The organism is Dyadobacter pollutisoli (assembly GCF_026625565.1).
GTDB lineage: Bacteria > Bacteroidota > Bacteroidia > Cytophagales > Spirosomataceae > Dyadobacter > Dyadobacter pollutisoli.
Window position 1 is genome coordinate 6303345 of the sequence record NZ_CP112998.1, and the last position, 19900, is coordinate 6323244.

General features: G+C 46.1%; 17 protein-coding genes and 1 tRNA gene. 8 read left to right on the top strand and 10 right to left on the bottom strand.

What is annotated here, in order from left to right; genetic code table 11:
- Nucleotides 1-77 precede the first annotated feature (77 nt).
- The 4 genes from ON006_RS26005 to ON006_RS26020 all read right to left on the bottom strand — a co-directional run bounded on the left by ON006_RS26005 (nucleotide 78) and on the right by ON006_RS26020 (nucleotide 7199).
- Nucleotides 78-148, bottom strand: a tRNA-Gln gene (locus ON006_RS26005).
- A 65-nt stretch (nucleotides 149-213) separates the two neighbouring features.
- Nucleotides 214-1092, bottom strand: a complete 879-nt coding sequence (gene fabD / locus ON006_RS26010) for an ACP S-malonyltransferase (protein WP_244824161.1) — start codon at nucleotides 1090-1092, stop codon at nucleotides 214-216.
- A 96-nt stretch (nucleotides 1093-1188) separates the two neighbouring features.
- A complete protein-coding gene (locus ON006_RS26015; RefSeq protein ID WP_244824162.1) occupies nucleotides 1189-4092 on the bottom strand; it encodes a T9SS type B sorting domain-containing protein in 2904 nt (967 codons plus the stop codon).
- A 209-nt stretch (nucleotides 4093-4301) separates the two neighbouring features.
- Nucleotides 4302-7199, bottom strand: a complete 2898-nt coding sequence (locus tag ON006_RS26020) for a T9SS type B sorting domain-containing protein (protein WP_244824163.1) — start codon at nucleotides 7197-7199, stop codon at nucleotides 4302-4304.
- Between the two features lie 240 nt (nucleotides 7200-7439).
- Between ON006_RS26020 and ON006_RS26025 the strand changes: the two genes are divergently transcribed.
- From ON006_RS26025 to ON006_RS26040, 4 genes are all read left to right on the top strand, one after another.
- Entirely contained in the window at nucleotides 7440-8111 is a 672-nt protein-coding gene (locus ON006_RS26025) for a succinate dehydrogenase cytochrome b subunit (RefSeq protein ID WP_244824164.1), read from the top strand.
- A 66-nt stretch (nucleotides 8112-8177) separates the two neighbouring features.
- Nucleotides 8178-10166, top strand: coding sequence for a fumarate reductase/succinate dehydrogenase flavoprotein subunit (locus ON006_RS26030; RefSeq protein WP_244824165.1), 1989 nt, complete (start codon nucleotides 8178-8180; stop codon nucleotides 10164-10166).
- 75 nt (nucleotides 10167-10241) lie between these two features.
- Nucleotides 10242-11831 carry a DUF8728 domain-containing protein gene (locus tag ON006_RS26035; RefSeq protein ID WP_244824166.1) on the top strand — a complete coding sequence of 530 codons (1590 nt, stop codon included), beginning with the start codon at nucleotides 10242-10244 and terminating at the stop codon, nucleotides 11829-11831.
- A gap of 35 nt (nucleotides 11832-11866) precedes the next feature.
- Entirely contained in the window at nucleotides 11867-12619 is a 753-nt protein-coding gene (locus tag ON006_RS26040) for a succinate dehydrogenase/fumarate reductase iron-sulfur subunit (protein ID WP_244824240.1), read from the top strand.
- 78 nt (nucleotides 12620-12697) lie between these two features.
- On the opposite strand, the gene ON006_RS26045 is transcribed toward ON006_RS26040, so the two are convergent.
- The 4 genes from ON006_RS26045 to ON006_RS26060 form a co-directional block, all read right to left on the bottom strand.
- Nucleotides 12698-13318 (bottom strand): OmpH/Skp family outer membrane protein, encoded by a 621-nt coding sequence (locus ON006_RS26045; RefSeq protein WP_244824167.1) that lies wholly within the window; start codon nucleotides 13316-13318, stop codon nucleotides 12698-12700.
- 90 nt (nucleotides 13319-13408) lie between these two features.
- A complete protein-coding gene (locus tag ON006_RS26050; protein ID WP_244824168.1) occupies nucleotides 13409-13774 on the bottom strand; it encodes a hypothetical protein in 366 nt (121 codons plus the stop codon).
- A 13-nt stretch (nucleotides 13775-13787) separates the two neighbouring features.
- On the bottom strand, nucleotides 13788-16244 hold the full coding sequence (locus ON006_RS26055) for a penicillin acylase family protein (protein WP_244824169.1): 2457 nt from the start codon (nucleotides 16242-16244) through the stop codon (nucleotides 13788-13790).
- A gap of 42 nt (nucleotides 16245-16286) precedes the next feature.
- Nucleotides 16287-17018 carry a copper homeostasis protein CutC gene (locus ON006_RS26060; RefSeq protein ID WP_244824170.1) on the bottom strand — a complete coding sequence of 244 codons (732 nt, stop codon included), beginning with the start codon at nucleotides 17016-17018 and terminating at the stop codon, nucleotides 16287-16289.
- A 147-nt stretch (nucleotides 17019-17165) separates the two neighbouring features.
- Between ON006_RS26060 and ON006_RS26065 the strand changes: the two genes are divergently transcribed.
- The 4 genes from ON006_RS26065 to ON006_RS26080 all read left to right on the top strand — a co-directional run bounded on the left by ON006_RS26065 (nucleotide 17166) and on the right by ON006_RS26080 (nucleotide 19069).
- A complete protein-coding gene (locus ON006_RS26065; protein ID WP_244824171.1) occupies nucleotides 17166-17462 on the top strand; it encodes a type II toxin-antitoxin system HigB family toxin in 297 nt (98 codons plus the stop codon).
- 5 nt (nucleotides 17463-17467) lie between these two features.
- Nucleotides 17468-17842, top strand: coding sequence for a helix-turn-helix domain-containing protein (locus tag ON006_RS26070; protein WP_244824172.1), 375 nt, complete (start codon nucleotides 17468-17470; stop codon nucleotides 17840-17842).
- 164 nt (nucleotides 17843-18006) lie between these two features.
- Nucleotides 18007-18228, top strand: coding sequence for a DUF2795 domain-containing protein (locus ON006_RS26075; RefSeq protein WP_013927448.1), 222 nt, complete (start codon nucleotides 18007-18009; stop codon nucleotides 18226-18228).
- Nucleotides 18229-18415: 187 nt separating this feature from the next.
- Complete coding sequence (locus ON006_RS26080; RefSeq protein WP_244824173.1) at nucleotides 18416-19069, top strand: AlbA family DNA-binding domain-containing protein; 654 nt, start codon at nucleotides 18416-18418, stop codon at nucleotides 19067-19069.
- A 5-nt stretch (nucleotides 19070-19074) separates the two neighbouring features.
- Here the strand turns inward: ON006_RS26080 and crcB are convergent, their stop codons facing one another.
- Both crcB and ON006_RS26090 read right to left on the bottom strand, forming a co-directional pair.
- Nucleotides 19075-19458: a fluoride efflux transporter CrcB gene (gene crcB, locus ON006_RS26085; protein WP_244824174.1), complete on the bottom strand. Its 384-nt coding sequence runs from the start codon at nucleotides 19456-19458 to the stop codon at nucleotides 19075-19077.
- A gap of 47 nt (nucleotides 19459-19505) precedes the next feature.
- Nucleotides 19506-19859 carry a DUF3127 domain-containing protein gene (locus tag ON006_RS26090; protein ID WP_244824175.1) on the bottom strand — a complete coding sequence of 118 codons (354 nt, stop codon included), beginning with the start codon at nucleotides 19857-19859 and terminating at the stop codon, nucleotides 19506-19508.
- Between the last annotated feature and the right edge of the window lie 41 nt (nucleotides 19860-19900).

A 19900-nucleotide genomic window follows, 5' to 3' on the forward strand; every position in this document is an offset into this window, starting at 1 on the left:
CGACTAATTTGTATCGATTCTTAAAAAGGAAGGCATAAAAAAAGAGCTCACTTTCGATGAGCTCTTTTAACTTACTGTTGGCCGACAAGGACTCGAACCCTGAATAAGACAACCAAAATGTCCTGTGTTACCATTACACCATCGGCCAAAACCGTAAACAGTGGTGCAAAAGTAATACGGGGAGTTTAAGTTGTCAAGTATTTGGCAAAAAAATTAAATGCTTTTTATTTCTGCCTGGCTTGAAATTTTCTTTACCAACCCCTGTAAAACCTTTCCCGGACCACATTCAATGAAGGTTTCGGCGCCGTCAACTACCATTTGTTCAACGGATTGCGTCCATCTTACGGGTGCAGTCAGCTGCGAGATCAAATTGGTTTTAATGACTGAAATTTCTGTCGCAGGTTTGGCATTTACATTTTGATAAATCGCACAGATCGGTGCCTGAAACTCGGCTGCATGGATGGCCGACGCCAATTCTTCGCGTGCCGGCTCCATCAAAGGGGAGTGAAATGCACCTCCAACGGGTAGTATCAATGCGCGTTTGGCACCGGCGGCTTTTAACAATTCGCACGCTTTTTCAACGCCTTCGATCGTACCGGAGATCACAACCTGTCCAGGGCAGTTGTAATTCGCCGGAACCACAATCTCGTCGGTGATCCCCGCACATACTTCTTCAATGATGTTGTCGGCAAGGCCTAGGATCGCTGCCATTGTGGACGGGCGGATCTCACAGGCTTTTTGCATGGCGTCTGCCCGTTTGGCTACCAGTGCAAGCCCGTCTTCAAACGATAATGCACCGGCTGCTACCAATGCGGAAAACTCGCCCAGTGAATGCCCTGCAACCATATTAGGAGCAAAATCGGTGCTGATCTTGGCAAGGATTACGGAATGTATGAAAATGGCGGGCTGGGTAACATTGGTTTGTTTGAGCTCCTCGTCGGTGCCTTCAAACATGATTTTGGTTATATCAAAACCAAGTATCTCATTTGCTTTTTCAAACAAAGCCTTGGCTGAATCTGATGATTGGTACAAATCGAGTCCCATTCCTTTAAACTGGGAACCCTGGCCGGGGAAAATGTAAGCCCTTTTCATATTTACTGTGTTTAGATTATTCATAGTGAACAAAAAGCCCGGCTGTTAACCGGGCTACAAAGGAAATACTTGATGACGAAAGAAAAAAGGTGGGCACTACCTGAGCAACTGTACCCATCCTTTGATGGTAGTTGGCGTGGTTACTTTTTTAGATGATTCAAAATAGATGGTCACCTCATAATAATACTGGCCGGCAGCCAGGTCTTTGCCTGAATTGGTTTTACCGTTCCAATTGATGTTGACATCTTTTGTAGAGAACACCTGCGCTCCCCATCTGTTGAAAGCCTTGAATTCAAGTGACTGAACAAATGCGGGACATTCATAAGGCTGGAAGACATCGTTTTTCAAATCACCGTTAGGGGTAAATACATTGGGCAGCACATACATCGGGCAGTTGTCTTTACAAACAAGGTTGCTCGGAGCGCTTTCACTTCCAAACCTGTTGACGGCTGTAACAAAGTAACATCCTGCAAAAGAAGTCAGCCCCTGATGATCGTAGGTAGTCGACAATGGCGAAGGCGGTGTGGTCACAGTAGCGATCAGGCCGGGTGTGTCGCCTTCGTAACGGGCGTAGTATATTTTGTAAGCAAACACATTCGGGTCACAATCTTTGCCGCCTACTGACTGTGGGTAAGTCCATGCCAAATGATTTGTAAAAGTAGGGGAGTTGCAGAAAGCCTCGGGATGCGCCTGCAAGGAATCGCAATTGAGCGGGTCGAGCGTCAGTACCGGCGGGCAGGGCTTGGTAGTATCCGAAGAAGACACACAAAGGATTTGCGAGAAATTGTAAAGTACAGCCGGTTTGATCTGGCTATTGTTATACGAACCCACTGTTTCTACTTTATAGCAATATGTCGAATCCTTGACAATGGTAATGTTGACAATCCCGTCGGCAGCATATTTGTCCGAACCATCATCTGTAAAAGTGAATGTTTGTGGTCCCTGCACGGTCACATCAGCAATGCGGTTGAAGGTGCCTGGCTTGGTTTTATCCTCACGGTACACCCTGTGTGTCCGGTTGGAATTGTCCCAGGGCACTAAGGCTGCCCATTTGATACCAACCTGGTTAGGCTGGGCCGCATTCTGTTCGAGGCGTACACTGCTGGCAGTTTCGGCATCATCCAGCTTGACAAGCTGTCCACCCTGGGTGTACCAGTATTCCAATTTGTAGTTATAAGGGTTGACCAATGTGTTCAGGTTTCTGTCCACAAAGATGGTATCCGCCGCGCCTGGCGTCAGGTTGGTATTGATGGTGGCGATCTGGGTGAAGGCAGTACCGGTTTGTCCTACCGCCCTGAAAAGCCTGTACTGGGCAGGTAGTCCTGAGGATGCGGCTGGTTTGGTCCATTTAACAGTGATAACCCCTTTGGTTTCGCTGGTGGAATCAACGGTAACATTGGTAATAACCGGCATCAGCATAGGCAGGTTAAGGCAGAACTCATCGGAAGCAACGCTTTCCCCGCCACCGATCAGGTTGCCGGGCTCATTGGCATTGGTACCAGGGCGCGGGAACTCGACCACCAGACGGTAGCTGTAAGAGACACCCGGGCGCAGCCCATTGCCATTATCATTGTCCAGGTAAGTGGTTTCATTGACTGCGACACGACCAATTTCTTCATAGCCTGATCCTGCCGGAATACCGGTAATACATACATCTTCCGGAATATCAGAGCAGCTTTCTCTTCTATAAATAACGATCTTAGCGCCGACAACCTGGCATTTATAAGCATCCCAGGTAAGGCGGTAGGCAGTACCCGCTGGATCGGTGGCGGCAACCGCTTTCAGTCCAAGTGGCTTGGGTCCATATACCCGAATGCTGAGGGTAGTCATATCGACAAGCTTGCGGAAAAGGGAGGGATTGGCATTCGGTCCCGCGGCATCTTCTACCTTGAAAAGCACATCATAAGGTTCGAGCCTGATGTGGTTACAGGAAGTTTGCCAGGTAAACTGTCCGGTGACAGTGCCTTGTGAGCCTTGCTGAGCAACATTAAATTTGGCCAGGGCAGGAGTAATGAGTGAAGCTTGATATACCCCTCCTGTTGAAGTGAGGGTCAATTTATCGCCATTCTTATCGGTAGCGTTAATCTGCTGGTTAATGAATGTACCTGCCTCGACGCAGATTTCCGGTAACGGGTCCACGAGTGGGCGATCGTTTCGGGCATCGTCGACAATGATCTGCATATCCCTGACTATTTGCCCGATCAAAAAACCATCCCGCCATTCCTCGACGACAAATGCGACGTTATAATAACCCTTCGTGACAGGAGCATCCCAGACGAGATCCCCTGTAATCTCATCCATACTAAATGTCGCAGGAGAAGCACCGGCCTCTGTTTGTCCCGGAGCGCCAATCTGGTTCGGATTAACATATTGCAGGTTAATACCGGCGCCATTTACACCACTTCTTTGCGGAGTAAACAAATGGTAGGCAAGGCTGTCTCCATCGGCATCAAAAGCACCTGGGTTGTGGATGTATCGCTGGCCAACTGCGGCAAGGTCAATGGGTGCATTCAGCAGTACCGGCGTCTGGTTAAGGCCAAAGTTCGCATTGATTTCCAGAATGGTACTTACATAGAAGTTCAGGTTCTGAGTAGGAGGAGGACCAATGTTCAGGATACCATTGTTCCTGTTGTCTTCTTCAAATGAAATCCTGTATGTAGCGGCAGTCGGGAATGTATAATTGATGATGTAGGTGTTCTGGGTCGTGTTATTGCCAATGTTGGGGATCGGCTGGATCCTTGGGGCTTCCAATACTACCGGAGTACCGGTCGATCTTACGTTTCCAATCGTAAAGAAAACACTGTTCTGGGCGTTGGCCGCGCCTTCTCCATTTTGCATGTCAAAGTAGGCTGTCAGCTTGATTTCGTATCTGTGCGTTGTTGTTGATATTCTTCGGGCTGTGATTTCACCGGCACGAATGTGCGTTGCCATTACCTCATAACCACTACACAGAAAAGCCAGAAAAAGGGCAAGCGAGAAAATTTGTAAAACAGATCGCATAAATATGAGAGTCGAGCTAATTTAGATAGAGGTTGCCGCAGATATTACTACCCGCCAACTATTATAAATCAACGAAAATTTGAATAAAAATGTGTGCTTACCGAATGAATATAGTAAGTCATTTTGTAAACATACAAAACAACTTACTAAATCATATATGAATTGTCATAATCTGGCCGTATGACAAATAGGGGGCATCTGGGAGGGGTTTACCTGAGCAGTTGTACCCATCCTTTGATGGTAGTCGGCGTGGTTACTTTTTTGGATGATTCAAAATAGATGGTTACCTCATAATAATACTGGCCGGCAGCGAGGTCTTTGCCTGAATTGGTTTTACCATTCCAATTGATGTTGACATCTTTTGTAGAGAACACCTGCGCTCCCCATCTGTTGAAAGCCTTGAATTCAAGTGACTGAACAAATGCAGGGCATTCATAAGGCTGGAAGACATCGTTTTTCAAATCACCATTAGGGGTAAATACATTGGGCAGCACATACATCGGGCAGTTGTCTTTACAAACAAGATTGCTCGGCGCACTCTCACTTCCAAACCTGTTGACAGCTGTAACAAAGTAACATCCTGCAAAAGAAGTCAGCCCCTGATGGTCGTAGGTAGTCGACAATGGGGAAGGCGGTGTGGTCACGGTAGCGATCAGGCCAGGGGTATCGCCTTCGTAACGGGCATAATATATTTTGTAGGCAAACACATTCGGGTCACAGTCTTTGCCGCCAACCGACTGTGGGTAAGTCCATGACAAATGATTTGTAAAAGTAGGGGAGTCGCAGAAAGCCTCGGGATGCGCCTGCAAGGAATCGCAATTGAGCGGGTCGAGCGTCAGTACCGGCGGGCATGGCTTGGTAGTATCCGAAGAAGACACACAAAGGATTTGCGAGAAGTTATAAAGTACGGCCGGTTTGATCTGGCTATTGTTATACGAACCCACTGTTTCTACTTTATAGCAATATGTCGAATCCTTGACAATGGTAATGTTGACTGTCCCGTCGGCAGCATATTTGTCCGAACCATCATCTGTAAAAGTGAATGTTTGTGGTCCCTGCACGGTCACATCAGCAATGCGGTTGAAGGTGCCTGGCTTGGTTTTATCCTCACGGTACACCCTGTGTGTCCGGTTGGAATTGTCCCAGGGCACTAAGGCTGCCCATTTGATACCAACCTGGTTAGGCTGGGCCGCATTCTGTTCGAGGCGTACACTGCTGGCAGTTTCGGCATCGTCCAGCTTGACAAGCTGTCCACCCTGGGTGTACCAGTATTCCAATTTGTAGTTATAAGGATTGACCAATGTGTTCAGGTTTCTGTCCACAAAGATCGTATCCGGCGCGCCTGGCGTCAGGTTGGTATTGATGGTGGCGATCTGGGTGAAGGCAGTACCGGTTTGCCCTACTGCCCTGAAAAGCCTGTACTGGGCAGGCAATCCTGACGAAGCGGCTGGTTTGGTCCATTTAACAGTGATAACCCCTTTGGTTTCACTGGTAGAATCAACGGTAACATTGGTAATAACCGGCATCAGCATAGGCAGGTTAAGGCAGAACTCATCGGAAGCAACGCTTTCCCCGCCACCGATCAGGTTGCCAGGCTCACCGGCATTGGCGCCAGGGCGAGGGAACTCGACCACCAGACGGTAGCTGTAAGAGACACCCGGGCGCAGCCCATTGCCATTATCATTGTCCAGGTAAGTGGTTTCATTGACAGCGACACGACCAATTTCTTCATATCCTGATCCTGCCGGAATACCGGTAATACATACATCTTCCGGAATATCAGAGCAGCTTTCTCTTCTATAAATAACGATCCTGGCACCTGCAACCTGGCATCTGTAAGCGTCCCAGGTGAGGCGGTAGGCGGTACCTGCCGGATCAGTAGCAGCGGTGGCTTTTAACCCAAGCGGTCTTGGCCCTACTACCCGGATGCTGAGGGTAGTCATATCGACAAGCTTTCGGAAAAGGGACGGGTTGACATCAGGTCTCGCCCCATCTTCTACCTTGAAAAGCACATCATAAGGTTCGAGCCTGATGTGGTTACAGGAAGTTTGCCAGGTAAACTGACCGGCGACGGTACCTTGTGAACCCTGCTGAGCAACATTAAACTTGGCCAGCGCAGGCGAAATCAACGAAGCTTCATAAACACCACCTGTCGAAGTGAGGGTAAGCTTATCACCATTTTTATCCGTAGCCCTGACCTGCTGGTTAATCAATGTCCCGGCCTCGACGCATATTTCCGGTAACGGGTCCACGAGCGGACGGTCATTGCGGGCGTCTTCCACGAGAATCTGCATGTCTCTTACGATCTTGCCAATCAGGAAACCGTCCCGCCATTCTTCAACCATAAATGCCACATTATACTGGCCTTTGGTCGCGGGAGCGTCCCAAATCAGGTCCCCCGTGACCTCGTTAATGCTAAAAGTCGCGGGAGAAACGCCTGCCTCTGTTTGTCCGGGAGGGGTGACCTGGTTCGGGTCTTTGTAGATAATATCGGTTCCGACGCCATTGCCTGTGAGGCTTTGTTGCGGGACAAACATTTTGTATGACAGGCTGTCCCCATCTGCATCAAAAGCATTGGGATTGTGAATGTACCGCTGTCCAACGGCAGCAATGTCTATCGGAGGATTTAACAGTACCGGTGTTTGGTTAAGGCCAAAGTTTGCATTGATCTCCAATGTGCTGTGAACGTAGAAGTTAATGGTGTTTGTCTGTACGCCATTGTTCAGGTTAAGGGTATTGGCATTCCGGTTATCCATTTTGACCGAGATCTGATACTGGCCTGCCGACCGGAATGTATAGGTCGTAATGTACTTGTTAACAGTAGTATTATTGCCAATGTCGCGGATAGATGAAACCAGTCGGTCCACTTTCCTGGGGCCATCAGTTCCGAAATAAAAGTCGACAGAGACGGCGGCTTTTGCAGCTTCGATACCGGCGGGAGTGACGTCAAAATAGGCTGTCAGTGTGATCTCATAAGTGAGGTTAGTAGCGGAAATCCTTCTGGCTGTTATTTCACCCGCCCTAAAATGCGTGGCACTGGCGTCAAAGGCGCAAATCAGAAGCAAAAAAGACAATATGATAGAAAAAGGTCGTAGAGTAAAGTTCATGAGCGTGATTGTTGGGTCGCCGGATTAAAAACTCAACGAAAAAAATATCTTTTATCGCATGCGGAACGGCTCGCCGGTTACAAATATTATTTAGATTGAATAATTCTTAATAATGATTATAAATAATATATGGTTTTATAAAAATGGGAAGGTTTTTTTGCCTTGCACCCGTTTGTGATATACCTTTGAAAGGTTCTGAATATACCTATTTTTTTTGCACTAAAACCATTCGTGTTTGCTATGTCGTGGTTTTCACAAACGTTAACGAGTTCCATTGGTAAAAAACTTCTGATGGCTCTTACCGGACTTTTTTTAATAAGCTTCCTGGTGATTCATGCCACCATTAATGCCATGATTTTTTACAATGACGGGGGAGAGACTTTTACTCACTGGGGTCATTTTATGGGTACTAACCCGATTATCCGAACGCTTGAAATTGGTCTGGTTGCAGGATTTCTCATTCATATCGTGGATGGACTCTTGCTTTGGAAAAATAATAGAGAGGCCCGTCCGATCAATTATGAGGTCAATAATCCATCCGCCAACAGTACGTGGTATTCGCGTAGTATGGGCTTGCTGGGAACATTGTTACTGATATTCCTGGTCATTCACACTGCTCATTTCTGGATTCCAAATCGCACCAACCAGTTTACGACGGGCGAGGAGCTTCCGCTTTACAACATGATGCTGGACATTTTCCAGAACATTTGGGTGGTACTGATTTATGTAGCAGGTTGCATTTCCTTATTCTGGCATTTGCTTCATGGCTTTCAAAGCTCTTTTCAATCACTGGGATTGAACCACGTTAAATACAACGGCCTGATCTCGTTCGTAGGAACGGCCTTTTCTATCATTGTCCCAATCCTTTTCGCCTTAATGCCTATCTCCATTTATCTGGGTTGGGTGAACTAACCGGCGCTATGCGGAGCAATGCTTAAAATTTCTATTTAAAACACTCGATTAAATAACATTCAAAATATGGCAACTTCATCTCGTCTGGATGCCAAAATACCTCAGGGGCCGATTGAAACCAAATGGAGTAAATATAAGTCTTCGGTACCGCTTGTTAACCCTGCCAATAAACGTAACCTTGAAATTATCGTAGTGGGAACCGGTTTGGCCGGTGCTTCTGCTGCGGCTACGCTGGCTGAACTGGGTTACAAGGTAAAGGCTTTTTGCTTTCAGGATTCTCCACGTCGCGCGCACTCGATCGCAGCGCAGGGAGGGATTAATGCTGCAAAAAATTATCAGAATGACGGTGACTCGGTTTACCGTCTTTTTTATGATACCATTAAAGGAGGTGACTACCGAGCCAGAGAAGGCAATGTACACCGTCTGGCTGAGGTTTCGGGTAATATTATTGATCAATGTGTAGCGGCCGGTGTGCCGTTTGCACGTGAATATGGTGGTTTGCTGTCCAACCGTTCTTTCGGTGGTACGCAGGTTCAACGGACATTTTATGCTGCGGGCCAGACAGGTCAGCAATTATTGTTAGGAGCATATTCAGGTCTGCAGCGCCAGGTTGGGATGGGTACCGTCAAAATGTACAACCGTCACGAAATGCTGGATGTTGTTAATATCGATGGCAAATGCCGCGGTATTATCGCCAGAAACCTTATTACAGGTGAATTGGAAAGACATGCGGGCCACGCTGTGTTGCTTTGCACAGGAGGTTACGGAAACGTATTTTACCTGTCGACTAATGCCATGGGAAGCAATGTTACTGCTGCTTGGAAAGCCCACAAACGCGGTGCATTCTTTGGTAACCCATGTTTTACGCAAATTCACCCTACTTGTATCCCCGTTTCCGGTGAGCATCAGTCTAAACTGACTTTGATGTCGGAATCGCTTCGTAACGATGGACGTATCTGGGTTCCGAAAGCCAAAAATGATACCCGTCCCGGGAACGAAATTCCTGAAAACGAGCGTGACTACTACCTGGAACGCCGGTACCCTGCCTTCGGTAACTTAGTACCGCGTGATATCGCTTCACGTGCTGCGAAAGAGCGTTGCGATGCGGGTTATGGAGTAGGAACGTCAAAATTGGCTGTTTTCCTTGACTTTGCAGCTGCGGTAGAACGTTACGGACGTGGTGAAGCCAATAAAAATAACATTCATAATGCTTCCGATGCCGACATTACCACTTGGGGTAAGGCAGTAGTGAAAGAAAAATATGGTAACCTGTTTGATATGTACAAGCAGATTACCGGCGAAGACCCATATGAAGTACCAATGCGGATTTATCCTGCGGTACACTACACCATGGGAGGTCTTTGGGTTGACTATAACCTAATGACCACAGTTCCAGGCTTGTACTCATTGGGAGAGGCGAATTTCTCCGACCACGGAGCAAACCGTTTGGGGGCTTCTGCTTTGATGCAGGGACTTGCTGATGGATATTTCGTAATTCCTTATACCATTGGTTCCTACCTGGCGAGTGAGATCCGTACCGGAAAAATCTCGACAGACCACGAAGCTTTTGTTAAAACCGAACAAGAGGTTAAAGAAAGGATCGATACGCTACTGCGTATTCAGGGTAATACTTCTCCTGAATTGTTCCACCGCCGATTAGGCAAGATCATGTGGGACAAATGCGGTATGGCCCGTAATGCACAGGGACTGAAGGAAGCGATTGAAGAGATCAGACAGCTTCGTAAAGATTTCTGGTCCGATGTGAAAGTAATGGGTACTGCTAACTACTTTAACCCTGAACTTGATAAGGCAAACCGTGTTGCAGATTTCATCGAACTAGGTGAATTGATGTGTATTGATGCTTTGGATAGAAATGAATCCTGCGGGGGCCATTTCCGGGAAGAGTTTCAGACGGAAGAAGGAGAAGCGCTCCGTGACGACGAAAACTATATGTATGTTTCGGCATGGGAGCATAAAGGCGTGGAAGAATGGGAGCTTCACAAAGAGGATCTCATTTACGAGAACATTAAGATTGCACAGAGAAGTTACAAGTAGTGATTAATACCTGATGATGACACAGATATATCTTTGTCTCATTAATATAACTCAACACCTCTAGTAGGTCTTTTCATGACGGTATCGGTTCAGAAGGCATTATCCTTTGGGGTTTTTGTCCTTGGCATTTTGTCAGCATTGTTTTTTGCGGTTTATACGGATCATCGTTGGGAAGACTGGTACATTACTTTCAGGGCATCGAAGAATTTATCTGAGGGGTTGGGGTTTACTTTTAATATGAATGAAAGAGTGCATTCATTCACGTCCCCACTGGGAACGCTGATACCTGCGCTGCTTCATTTTATTACGAGGGACGATGAAGCAGTAATCTGGTCGTTCAGAATTGTTAATATGCTGCTGATCGGTTTGGTAGCGAAATTGATCTTTGACTTATTTTCGACATTCATTAAGGCGCCTATTTTGCCGGCTTTGCTGGTGACGCTGGCACTGATATTTGATGAAAAGAGCATTGATTATAGCATTAATGGTATGGAAACGGCCTTTATGCTGCTAGGAATAGTGCTGCTGGTGAGGGAGCTGTTTAAAACGGGTAACCCGGATCCGCTGAGACTTGGGTTGATTTTTGCATTTTTAATGTGGAGCCGCCCGGATGCTTTTATTCATATCGGGTCTCTTTTGCTAGGTTATCTGTTGTTCAGGAATAATTCCAAAACACATTTCGCAGCGTTTTTCAAAGGCGGCATGCTAGGGATTTTGTTCTATTTGCCATGGGTGCTTTTTGCCTGGTGGTACTATGGAAATCCAGTCCCTAATACGATTCTGGCCAAAGGCTTTACGCTCACGGCGGAGAGTATTATGAACAGGACCTGGCATTATGTGCAGTCCGTATTCATGGGTTTTGTTTCTTCGGAAGCGCCATTTTTATGGATTTTTGCGCCAGCCTATTATTATTATGAAAGCTGGCCACCAGTCTTATTATTTGTATTGAAGGTTGTTACATACGTTGCCGTTTTTCTTTGGGTTATTCCCAAAGTCAATGCAAATGCAAGGTTTTTGTCATTCGCAGCATTTTTAATCGCATCGTATCTGAATATTTTTTCACCAACGATCTATCCCTGGTACATACCCGCTGTGATGGTGATATGCCTTGTAAGCCTTGGATGTGCAGTGGCGCAACCTGCGAAGGGATTAGCTGGCACTGGAAATGTAAAGTGGTTGTCTCTAGGAGTGCTGGGAATATTGCTGATCGCGCAGCTTTGGGTTTATACGGGCGGATTGTTACAAATGCGTTGGCAGCAGGATATTATAGAGAATGGATTGAGAAAAGAAATCGGGCTCTGGCTGAAAGAAGAATCGAAGACGCCGAACGAAACAGTGTTTCTTGAACCATTGGGGTACATAGGATTTTATTCGGGATTGACCATGTATGACTATCCCGGATTGTGTAATACCAAGGTGATCAATGCAAGAAAGGAATTGAAAACAGAGTCTTATGTTCAGCTGATCAATTATTTGAAGCCAAACTGGGTCGTTTTCCGTCCGTGGGACTTGGGTAGGGCTACGAAAGAGGAAGCCGCAACCTTTGCCACATTATATGACCAGGCAAGGGTTTTCAGCCAAAAAGAAAAGCTCGCTGATTTGAATGTATACGGAAAGAATTACCTCGCTTACGACAGTGAATTTATAGTTTATAAGAAAAAGTAATCTCAGTAATAAAGAATATAGGTATGGAAGGAAATATGAGTTTGTCACTGAAAGTTTGGAGACAAAGTAATAAAGATACAGCAGGAGGGTTCGAGAATTACAAGCTCGACCATGTCTCTCCTGATATGTCATTTCTTGAAATGTTCGATGTATTAAATGAGCAGCTCATTGTAGAAGGAAAAGAGCCTGTATCGTTTGATCATGACTGCCGTGAAGGTATTTGCGGAGCCTGCTCCATGTATATCAATGGCCGTCCGCATGGCCCGCTGAAAGGTGTTACAACCTGCCAGCTGCACATGCGTTCTTTTAATGATGGAGATACGATTGTAGTAGAGCCGTGGAGAGCAAAGGCTTTCCCGGTGATCAAGGACCTGGTTGTGGACCGTGATGCTTTTGACCGCGTTATTTCGGCGGGTGGGTTTATTTCTGTCAATACCGGTAATGCGCAGGATGCAAACAGCCTGCCTATCGCGAAGGAAGCGGCGGATGACGCGTTTTCTGCTGCGGCATGTATTGGTTGCGGGGCGTGTGTGGCTGCATGTAAAAATGCGTCGGCTATGTTGTTCGTTTCGGCCAAGATATCGCAGCTGGCATTATTACCTCAGGGACAGGCTGAGCGTGAGATCCGTGCGGAGAAAATGGTTGCTCAAATGGATGCAGAAGGCTTTGGAAACTGTACCAATACCGGCGCTTGTTCGGCAGAATGTCCAAAAGAGATCGGTATGGTGAACATTGCAAGGATGAACAGGGAGTACATTGGCGCGAAATTGTCTTCGTCGGCAGTGTAGATACCAGTTTGAAATGATATAAAAGCGAAAGCAGGCGGCTATCAATTAGCCGCCTGCTTTCGCTTTTTACTGTATTGATTATTTCTTAGTAGAATCAGCAGCAGCTGGTTTTCCTGAAGATTTGTATTCTTTGTTCAAGCCGTCCAGGATCTTCTGGGTAACATCCAGAGAAGGGTTGGCAAACAAAATGCCTCCGCCCAAAGAGTAGCCCAATACAAATTCGTAGCCATTCTCTTTGTTGTATTTGTCGATATAAGATCTGATATTTTTATAAAGCTCTTCATTCTTTTTAGCTTCTTCCTGCCCCAGGGCCTGCGCCGACTGGTCGCGATAAGCTACCAGATCCTGTTGTTTTTTCATCAATTGAGCTTCTGTGGAGCGTGCTTGCTCAGGAGTCATGGTTTGTGCTTTTTGTTGAAAAAAAGCGACTTCGTTTTGTAGAGAACGTCCTTTTGTGTTCAACTCATTTTCAAGCTGGAAATTCTTGTTTTCAAGCTCTTTTCTGGTATCCTTAAAAAACTCGTAGTTTTTCAAAAGAGAGTCTACCTGAACATAAACTGTACGACGGCCTGCGACTACACCACCGTCTGCTACTGCTCCGGAATCTCCTGAAGGCTTACCGGAAAAATGTAAAAAGAATAACACCGCTACTGCCAAAGAAAGGACGATGTTCCAAATTAACGAAGTATTATTGTTCACGTTTTTAAGGTTTATTGTTTTTTGAACGAGCCGCAAAGATAATGATTTGTGTTTAAGTACAATGGATATCCCACCTGGGTTATAGCCACATTATGACGTGCGGCCGGAAATCCTCACTGGCGATTGCCTGAAAACCTCGCGGACGTAATGTCCTGCAATTCCTGCCAAACCACCCGTCAGACCGCCGACAAGGGCTGTTACGATCAAAATCAGGATACCATTGGGGAGAAAGAATATCTGGGCGACGCGATCGGACATCGCACCCTCCGAAATAAAATGAAGATAGTAGCCATAAGCCAGCCACGGCAACGCAATGCCTGCAAACCCTGTCCAGAAAGCTTCAGATGTAGTGGCAGGCCTCCAAAAAAGTATAATTAAAGGGACAATGGCGATTACCCACCACGGAGCGAAAAGCTGCAATATGACAGACAGGATGATGATGATTGCAAAGTTCATGTAGTGAATGTTTTTAGTTTTTTTGTAAAATCACCCTTGATGTCAAATGTGGATTGTCCTGATCGGGGGAATTCAGGAAGATCAGCTCATTCAGCTCTCCATGCTCCCATTTTTTCAACAAGTTCAGATAGTAAGGACTACCGGGATTACCCGACTGCCCGCCAGGGTAAATTCCATAGGCACGTGGAGTAGGCCCAAGTTCGACGACCATCCGCCACGACGGCCCTTTTCTTTTAGTAGTCGCATTCACAATACTGCTTCCACCGCCGGTAGTAAGCGGCGGCGCATTGAAGGGTTTCAGGCTTCTGCTCAAATGACGGATCTCGGTCGCCTTTATTTTAGACCATTGCCATCCCGGGCTCATAGGGCCATGTCTGGCGACCAGGCTATCCAATGCAGCTTTGAAACTTCCTGAAACAATGTCGGAAAGTGTTTCCTTTTCAGGTGTATGGATGTTGTCAAACCATTTTTCTTCGGGCTGTTTCAATATCAGGTACAATGTGCGGTCACGGGAAGGAATGGCCATCGGTTCCTTATCAGAGCCAAATTCGTCGTCCCATATCGCACTGCGCAGCATGGGCATCCATTCTTCAAATATGGTTGTGGCCACGGACTCCGGCGCGTTTTGATAGTTCCAGTTCGACAATGTGATTTTAGCAGCTTTTTGGGCGGGGCTCAACGCCGCTACATGAAGGATATCCAGTAATTTCGGGAGTATCGTCCTGGCCAGAACACTGAAATTGTCATTCTGAAGCAATCTCAGGCTGTCAGCATTGGCATTAACCATGGCGTCCAGCCGCTCGTTGATCCGTATTCCTCTTTCCGAAGGGGCAAATGACCAGTTGATATAATAAGGATAAGAAGGATCGGTTGAAGACTGATTGGCGCTGCTCACAAAACCGCGCGGCGGATTTTTTACAAAAGGATTCTGATCTGCGGGAACCCAGCCATTCCAGTCGTGCGAAGGATTGGTACCATCGAGGAGGAACTTGCCTTGATCCTTATATTTCAATGGTATTTTGCCATTGACGGTGATGGCAATATTCTTGCTGTTATCGGCAAAAACGAAGTTTTGCGCCGGGCCGACGTATTTAGTCAGTGCCAGACGGTAGTCGTCGTAGTTTTTAGCCTTGTTTAATTCATAAAATGTAATGAAGCTGTTGCCCGGCTCATGTCCTATCCATTTGATAGCGAGGTTTGGGAATTTCCCAGCGGTCTTGTCAGATTCGGTGACGGGCCCGTGGTGGGTATACACAACTTCTTCCTCGAAAGGTTTTAGTCTTCCTCTTACCTGAATGACCTCTTTTCGTTTGCGGGTCCGTCTCCATTGATCGCCATGCCAATAAAAATTACGAGCATCACTCTTGAATTTAATTTTATATAAATCAAAAACATCGGCGTCCACGTTGGTAACTCCCCAGGCTACATTCTGGTTAAAGCCAATGATAACACTTGGAATACCTGGTAGCGAAACACCATACACATTCATATCGGGACCATGAAGCTGCACCTGGTACCATATCGAGGGTAGCGAAAGGTCGAGGTGAGGGTCATTGGCGAGAATCGGGTAGCCGGTCATTGATTTTTCAGCGCTCACCGCCCAATTATTGCTCCCTATGCCTTCCTCTTTGGGTTGCCTCTCCGGCAATGTGCCTGCTGGCTTCTTGCTGTAAGAAATGCTGTCATCTGTTTCCAGTTCTACAATTTCTCTTGGAACAGGCAGTGGATTAAAATCCCACTTCGTCCCGACCGGAATGATAGGACTTTCCTGCAGCATCGGGTAGTCCGGAAATAGCTGTTCAACTACCTCTTTTCCATATTTTTTCAAAACATTGGACATATTGATTTCATTAGACCTTCCCGCGAGAGTCAATGTCATCTGTTCCAGCACGTACATGGTATTGATGGGCTGCCAGGGCTCCGGTTTATAGCCAAGCAGCTTGAACTCTACAGGGTAGTCTTTTGGTGCGAGCTGACTAATGTATGCATTAACTCCCGCAGTGTACGCAAGTAATGCTTCGCTGGAATGAGGATCGCTCATAGCCATTTTCAAATTAGCTTCCGCGCCGTAACCCATTCCCAATCGGCGGCTTTGCTGATCAAGCGGCAAAGTAACTTCCCCCAGTATTTCGGAAAGCCTTCCAGCCGCAGCTCTTGTCTGCAAATCCATTTGCCACAGGCGGTCTTTGGCAGTGACATAGCCTTGGGCATAAAAAAGGTCGAAATCGTTTTTTGCGAAAATGTGCGGGACACCCATATCGTCAAAGCGAATGGTCACCTCATCTTTCAACCCGCCCAGTTTAAGAACCTGCTTGCTTTTGGGATCAGCAGGCGCTTCGCCGTTTTGCCAAAAGCCGGTAAACGGGCTCAGAAATGGCCCTAATGCAGGAGCAGGCCCCAAAGGTCTGTTCAATGCGTAAATAAGGGCACCAGTAACGATGAGGGAAATGATCGCTTTGACAAATTTCATATAGTGGGGGGCGAATTCAACATTACTGATAAAAGAGGGATTTTACTCTGAAACTACTTGTACAATTGCCTCTACAAGAGCGAGATCGCTGTACATAACAGATCGCTCGTCGGGGATCTCTCCGGCCATTGAAATTCCCTCGGGAAAATATTTCTGTCGGCCCGGACGGAATGCTTTCGCCGTGAGGTGAAGCGAATGTATGCCTGCTGCCGCCAGTTCAGCGGCATTGGTATGGTTAACACCTCCGCCAGCCATAATTTCAACGGCACCATTCGACTCCTCGGCCAGTTTGCGGAGCAGATCAATACCTTGCGGAGCGGAAGCTTTTTGCCCGGATGTAAGAATTCTTTCGGCGCCGGTTTCGATTACGGCCTTTAATGCTTTCACCGGATCTGGCGTGAGGTCAAACGCTCTGTGAAAAGTGACTTTGAGTGGGTAAGCATAGTCGACAAGCGCTTTGGTGCGTTGTACATCCACCTGGCCGTCGGCGGTAAGAATGCCTAGTACGACACCATTTGCACCGAGTTTTTTGGCGAGATCAATGTCCTTTCGCATGATTTCTTCTTCAAACACATCATACACGAAATCCCCACCTCTCGGCCTGATCATCACATATAGGTTGATATCAATATGTTGCCTTACTACTTCAATCAATCCGGCGCTGGGCGTGGTACCGCCTTCGCCCAACCCTCCGCACAGCTCAATTCTTCCGGCTCCTCCCGCCTGTGCATTGATACAGGATTCAAGGGAATAAGCACAAACTTCAATGGTCATATTTTAATGTTTCTAATGATTGGGGAAATTACGAAAAGGTTTTGAATGCTTATCGCTGAGCGGGACCGGAATCGAGAATTTGGAGGAATGAATTAAATTCCCAATATTGTATATAATTTACCAAATTGGGAATTTAATACTAGTCGGGTGAGAATAATTACGAAGGGAACATTGCACGATTTTTGGCAGAAATATCCAGACGCTGAACAAGATCTGAAATTTTGGTACGAAAAAGTAAAAAATGCGGACTACCAATCGCCCAATGAGGTTATTGCGGATAATCCCAGGACTGATACAGTTGGAAACAATCGCATTGTATTCAATATCTGTAGTAACAAATACAGGCTGATTGCTTTATTCCGGTATAATCTGCAACGCGTATATATCAGATTCGTAGGCACACACAAAGAATACGATAGGATTAAGGACATTAAGAACATTTGAACGTTATGAACACATTGGAACAAATTAAATCTGAATTGAAGCCAGTTCACTCAGATCCAGAGTACCGAAAATATCTTGCAATCATTGATACGCTTGTGGATTGTAAAGAAAACAGCCCAGAGGAAGAATTACTGGAACTGCTATCGATCCTGGTCGAGGATTACGAATTGAAGCATTATCCGATTGAGCCGCCTGATCCTGTTGAGGCAATAAAACTGAGAATTGAAGAGCAGGGACTGAAAAGAAAAGACCTGATCAGTTACTTTGGCAGCGCCAGCCGTGTATCTGAGGTATTGAACAGGAAAAGGCCTTTAACCCTTGAAATGATACGAAAACTACATAGAGGGCTGGGGATTTCAGCGGAGACATTATTGGCTTGATACCATGGTTAACTATTTGAACAACAAAAGATTAAATCGAGAAAGAAAATAATATTTTTAGAACAGCAATTATTTTTGTTTTTTTTCGCTTTAAGCTTTTAAAAGATGTCAAATTTTTTACTTTTGCAAAAAAGTAAAGTAACTTATTAATAGGCGAAAATATTATGTACTGGACTCTCGAACTCGCATCGTACCTTGAAGATGCTCCCTGGCCAGCTACCAAAGACGAGCTAATTGACTTTGCAATCAGAACAGGCGCTCCGTTAGAAGTAGTTGAAAACCTTCAGGAGCTTGAAGATGATGGTCAGCCTTATGAAAGCATTGAGGAAATTTGGCCCGACTATCCGACAAAAGACGATTTCTTTTTCAATGAAGATGAATACTAAATAAGGAAACGGCACTCTATCGGTGCCGTTTTTTTGTTATCAAAAACCGCATTTTTTACGCAAACTCGTTCCTTATTTTTTTTAAATCTGATAAAAGGAATGTAAATTGTTAGCGTTATCATAGAGGAAGGCAAGGAAGTTACCGAAAGTGATTAGTCATAATTCAGATATCTATCCAATCCAACTGATGGAGCTTCGATTGTTGAAAGAGCTGGTTAAGAAAGGTGAGGGTGAGCACGTGGAATTCAAATTGAAATCCAATCATCCCGAGAAAATTGTCCGCGAAGTTGTCGCTTTCGCAAATTCTGGTGGCGGAAAGTTGTTCGTCGGAGTAGGCGACGACAAAACCATCAAGGGCCTCAAAGATGTCGAGGAAGATGAGTACACACTCACAAAAGCCATCGACAAGTATATTTTCCCCAAAATTAGTTTCCGAAAAGAACGAATACCGGTCAGTCCCGACCGGGACGTGCTGGTACTCACGATACCGCGTAGCGTCGATAAGCCGCATTATGTAGTGGATGGTACCGGTTACCGACAGGCATACATCCGGGTGGAGGATAAGTCGATCCAGGCCAGCCGGGAAATGAAGGAGATCATGCGCAGGGGAAGAGGCGAGCGGGATGTCCGTTTTCAGTATGGCGACAAGGAAGAGAAATTAATGAAGCTGCTGGATGAAAAGGAATCCGTGACGGTGGATTTGTTTGCCGCGGTAGCAGGTATCCCACGCAAAATTGCATCCAATACCTTGGTAGTAATGGTACTGGCGAGGATTTTGGAAGTTCATCCGCAGGAAATGATCGACAAGTTTACGATGTCGATGGCCTATCAGTCAAGCTAGCTGTTTTACGCCGGGATAAACTGTTTTCCAAGCCACATTCCCAGCACAGTTGCGCCCAGGCAGAGAATTAAGCTGCCAAAAATATTGATAATTGCTTCCGTCCAGCGGTTGCTGGCCATGAGCTGCACGGTATCGTTGCTGAATGTAGAAAACGTGCTGAATCCCCCGCAAAAGCCCACAACTATAAATAATCGGTAAGTAAGCACTGCATCCGGCGACCTGAATGTGGACCAGCCCGTAAATATTCCCAGAATGAGACAGGCTAGTATATTGGCCGTCAATGTTCCGAAAGGAAATATTGACGACCATGTAGAAAATGCTTTTCCCACCCCGTAACGTGCCAAACTACCTAATCCGCCGCCAATGAAAATAAGAACAATGTGTTTCACGAGGATGGTCGGATGTCGCGGAGAGCGTTATGTTTGTTTATTTGGGATCAGAAGGGAAGATCGTCAGATTCGTCCTCGGTAAATGTAGTAACGGGAGGCAATGGGTTGCTGCCAGAAGCTGAAGAAGAACCGCCGCTTCCTGCTTTATCCACTTTCCATGCTTTCACCTCTGTGTACCAGCGGGAATTGTACTCACGGCTTTCAATATCAATTGATGCAGTTACCGAGTCATTTATTTGCAGGTTAGCCTGATCAATTTTGTCGCCCCAAAGTGAAATACAGACCTTCTTAGGATACTGGGAAGGTATTTCAAGAATAAATTCCTGCTTGCGCCATGTTCCGTTTTTACCCTGGCCGTTCACCTCAGGTAGCAAAGAGATAACTGTTCCTGTTAATTCCATTTATTATTTAATGTTTAGTGTCTTTAAAATGTAGCTTCAAA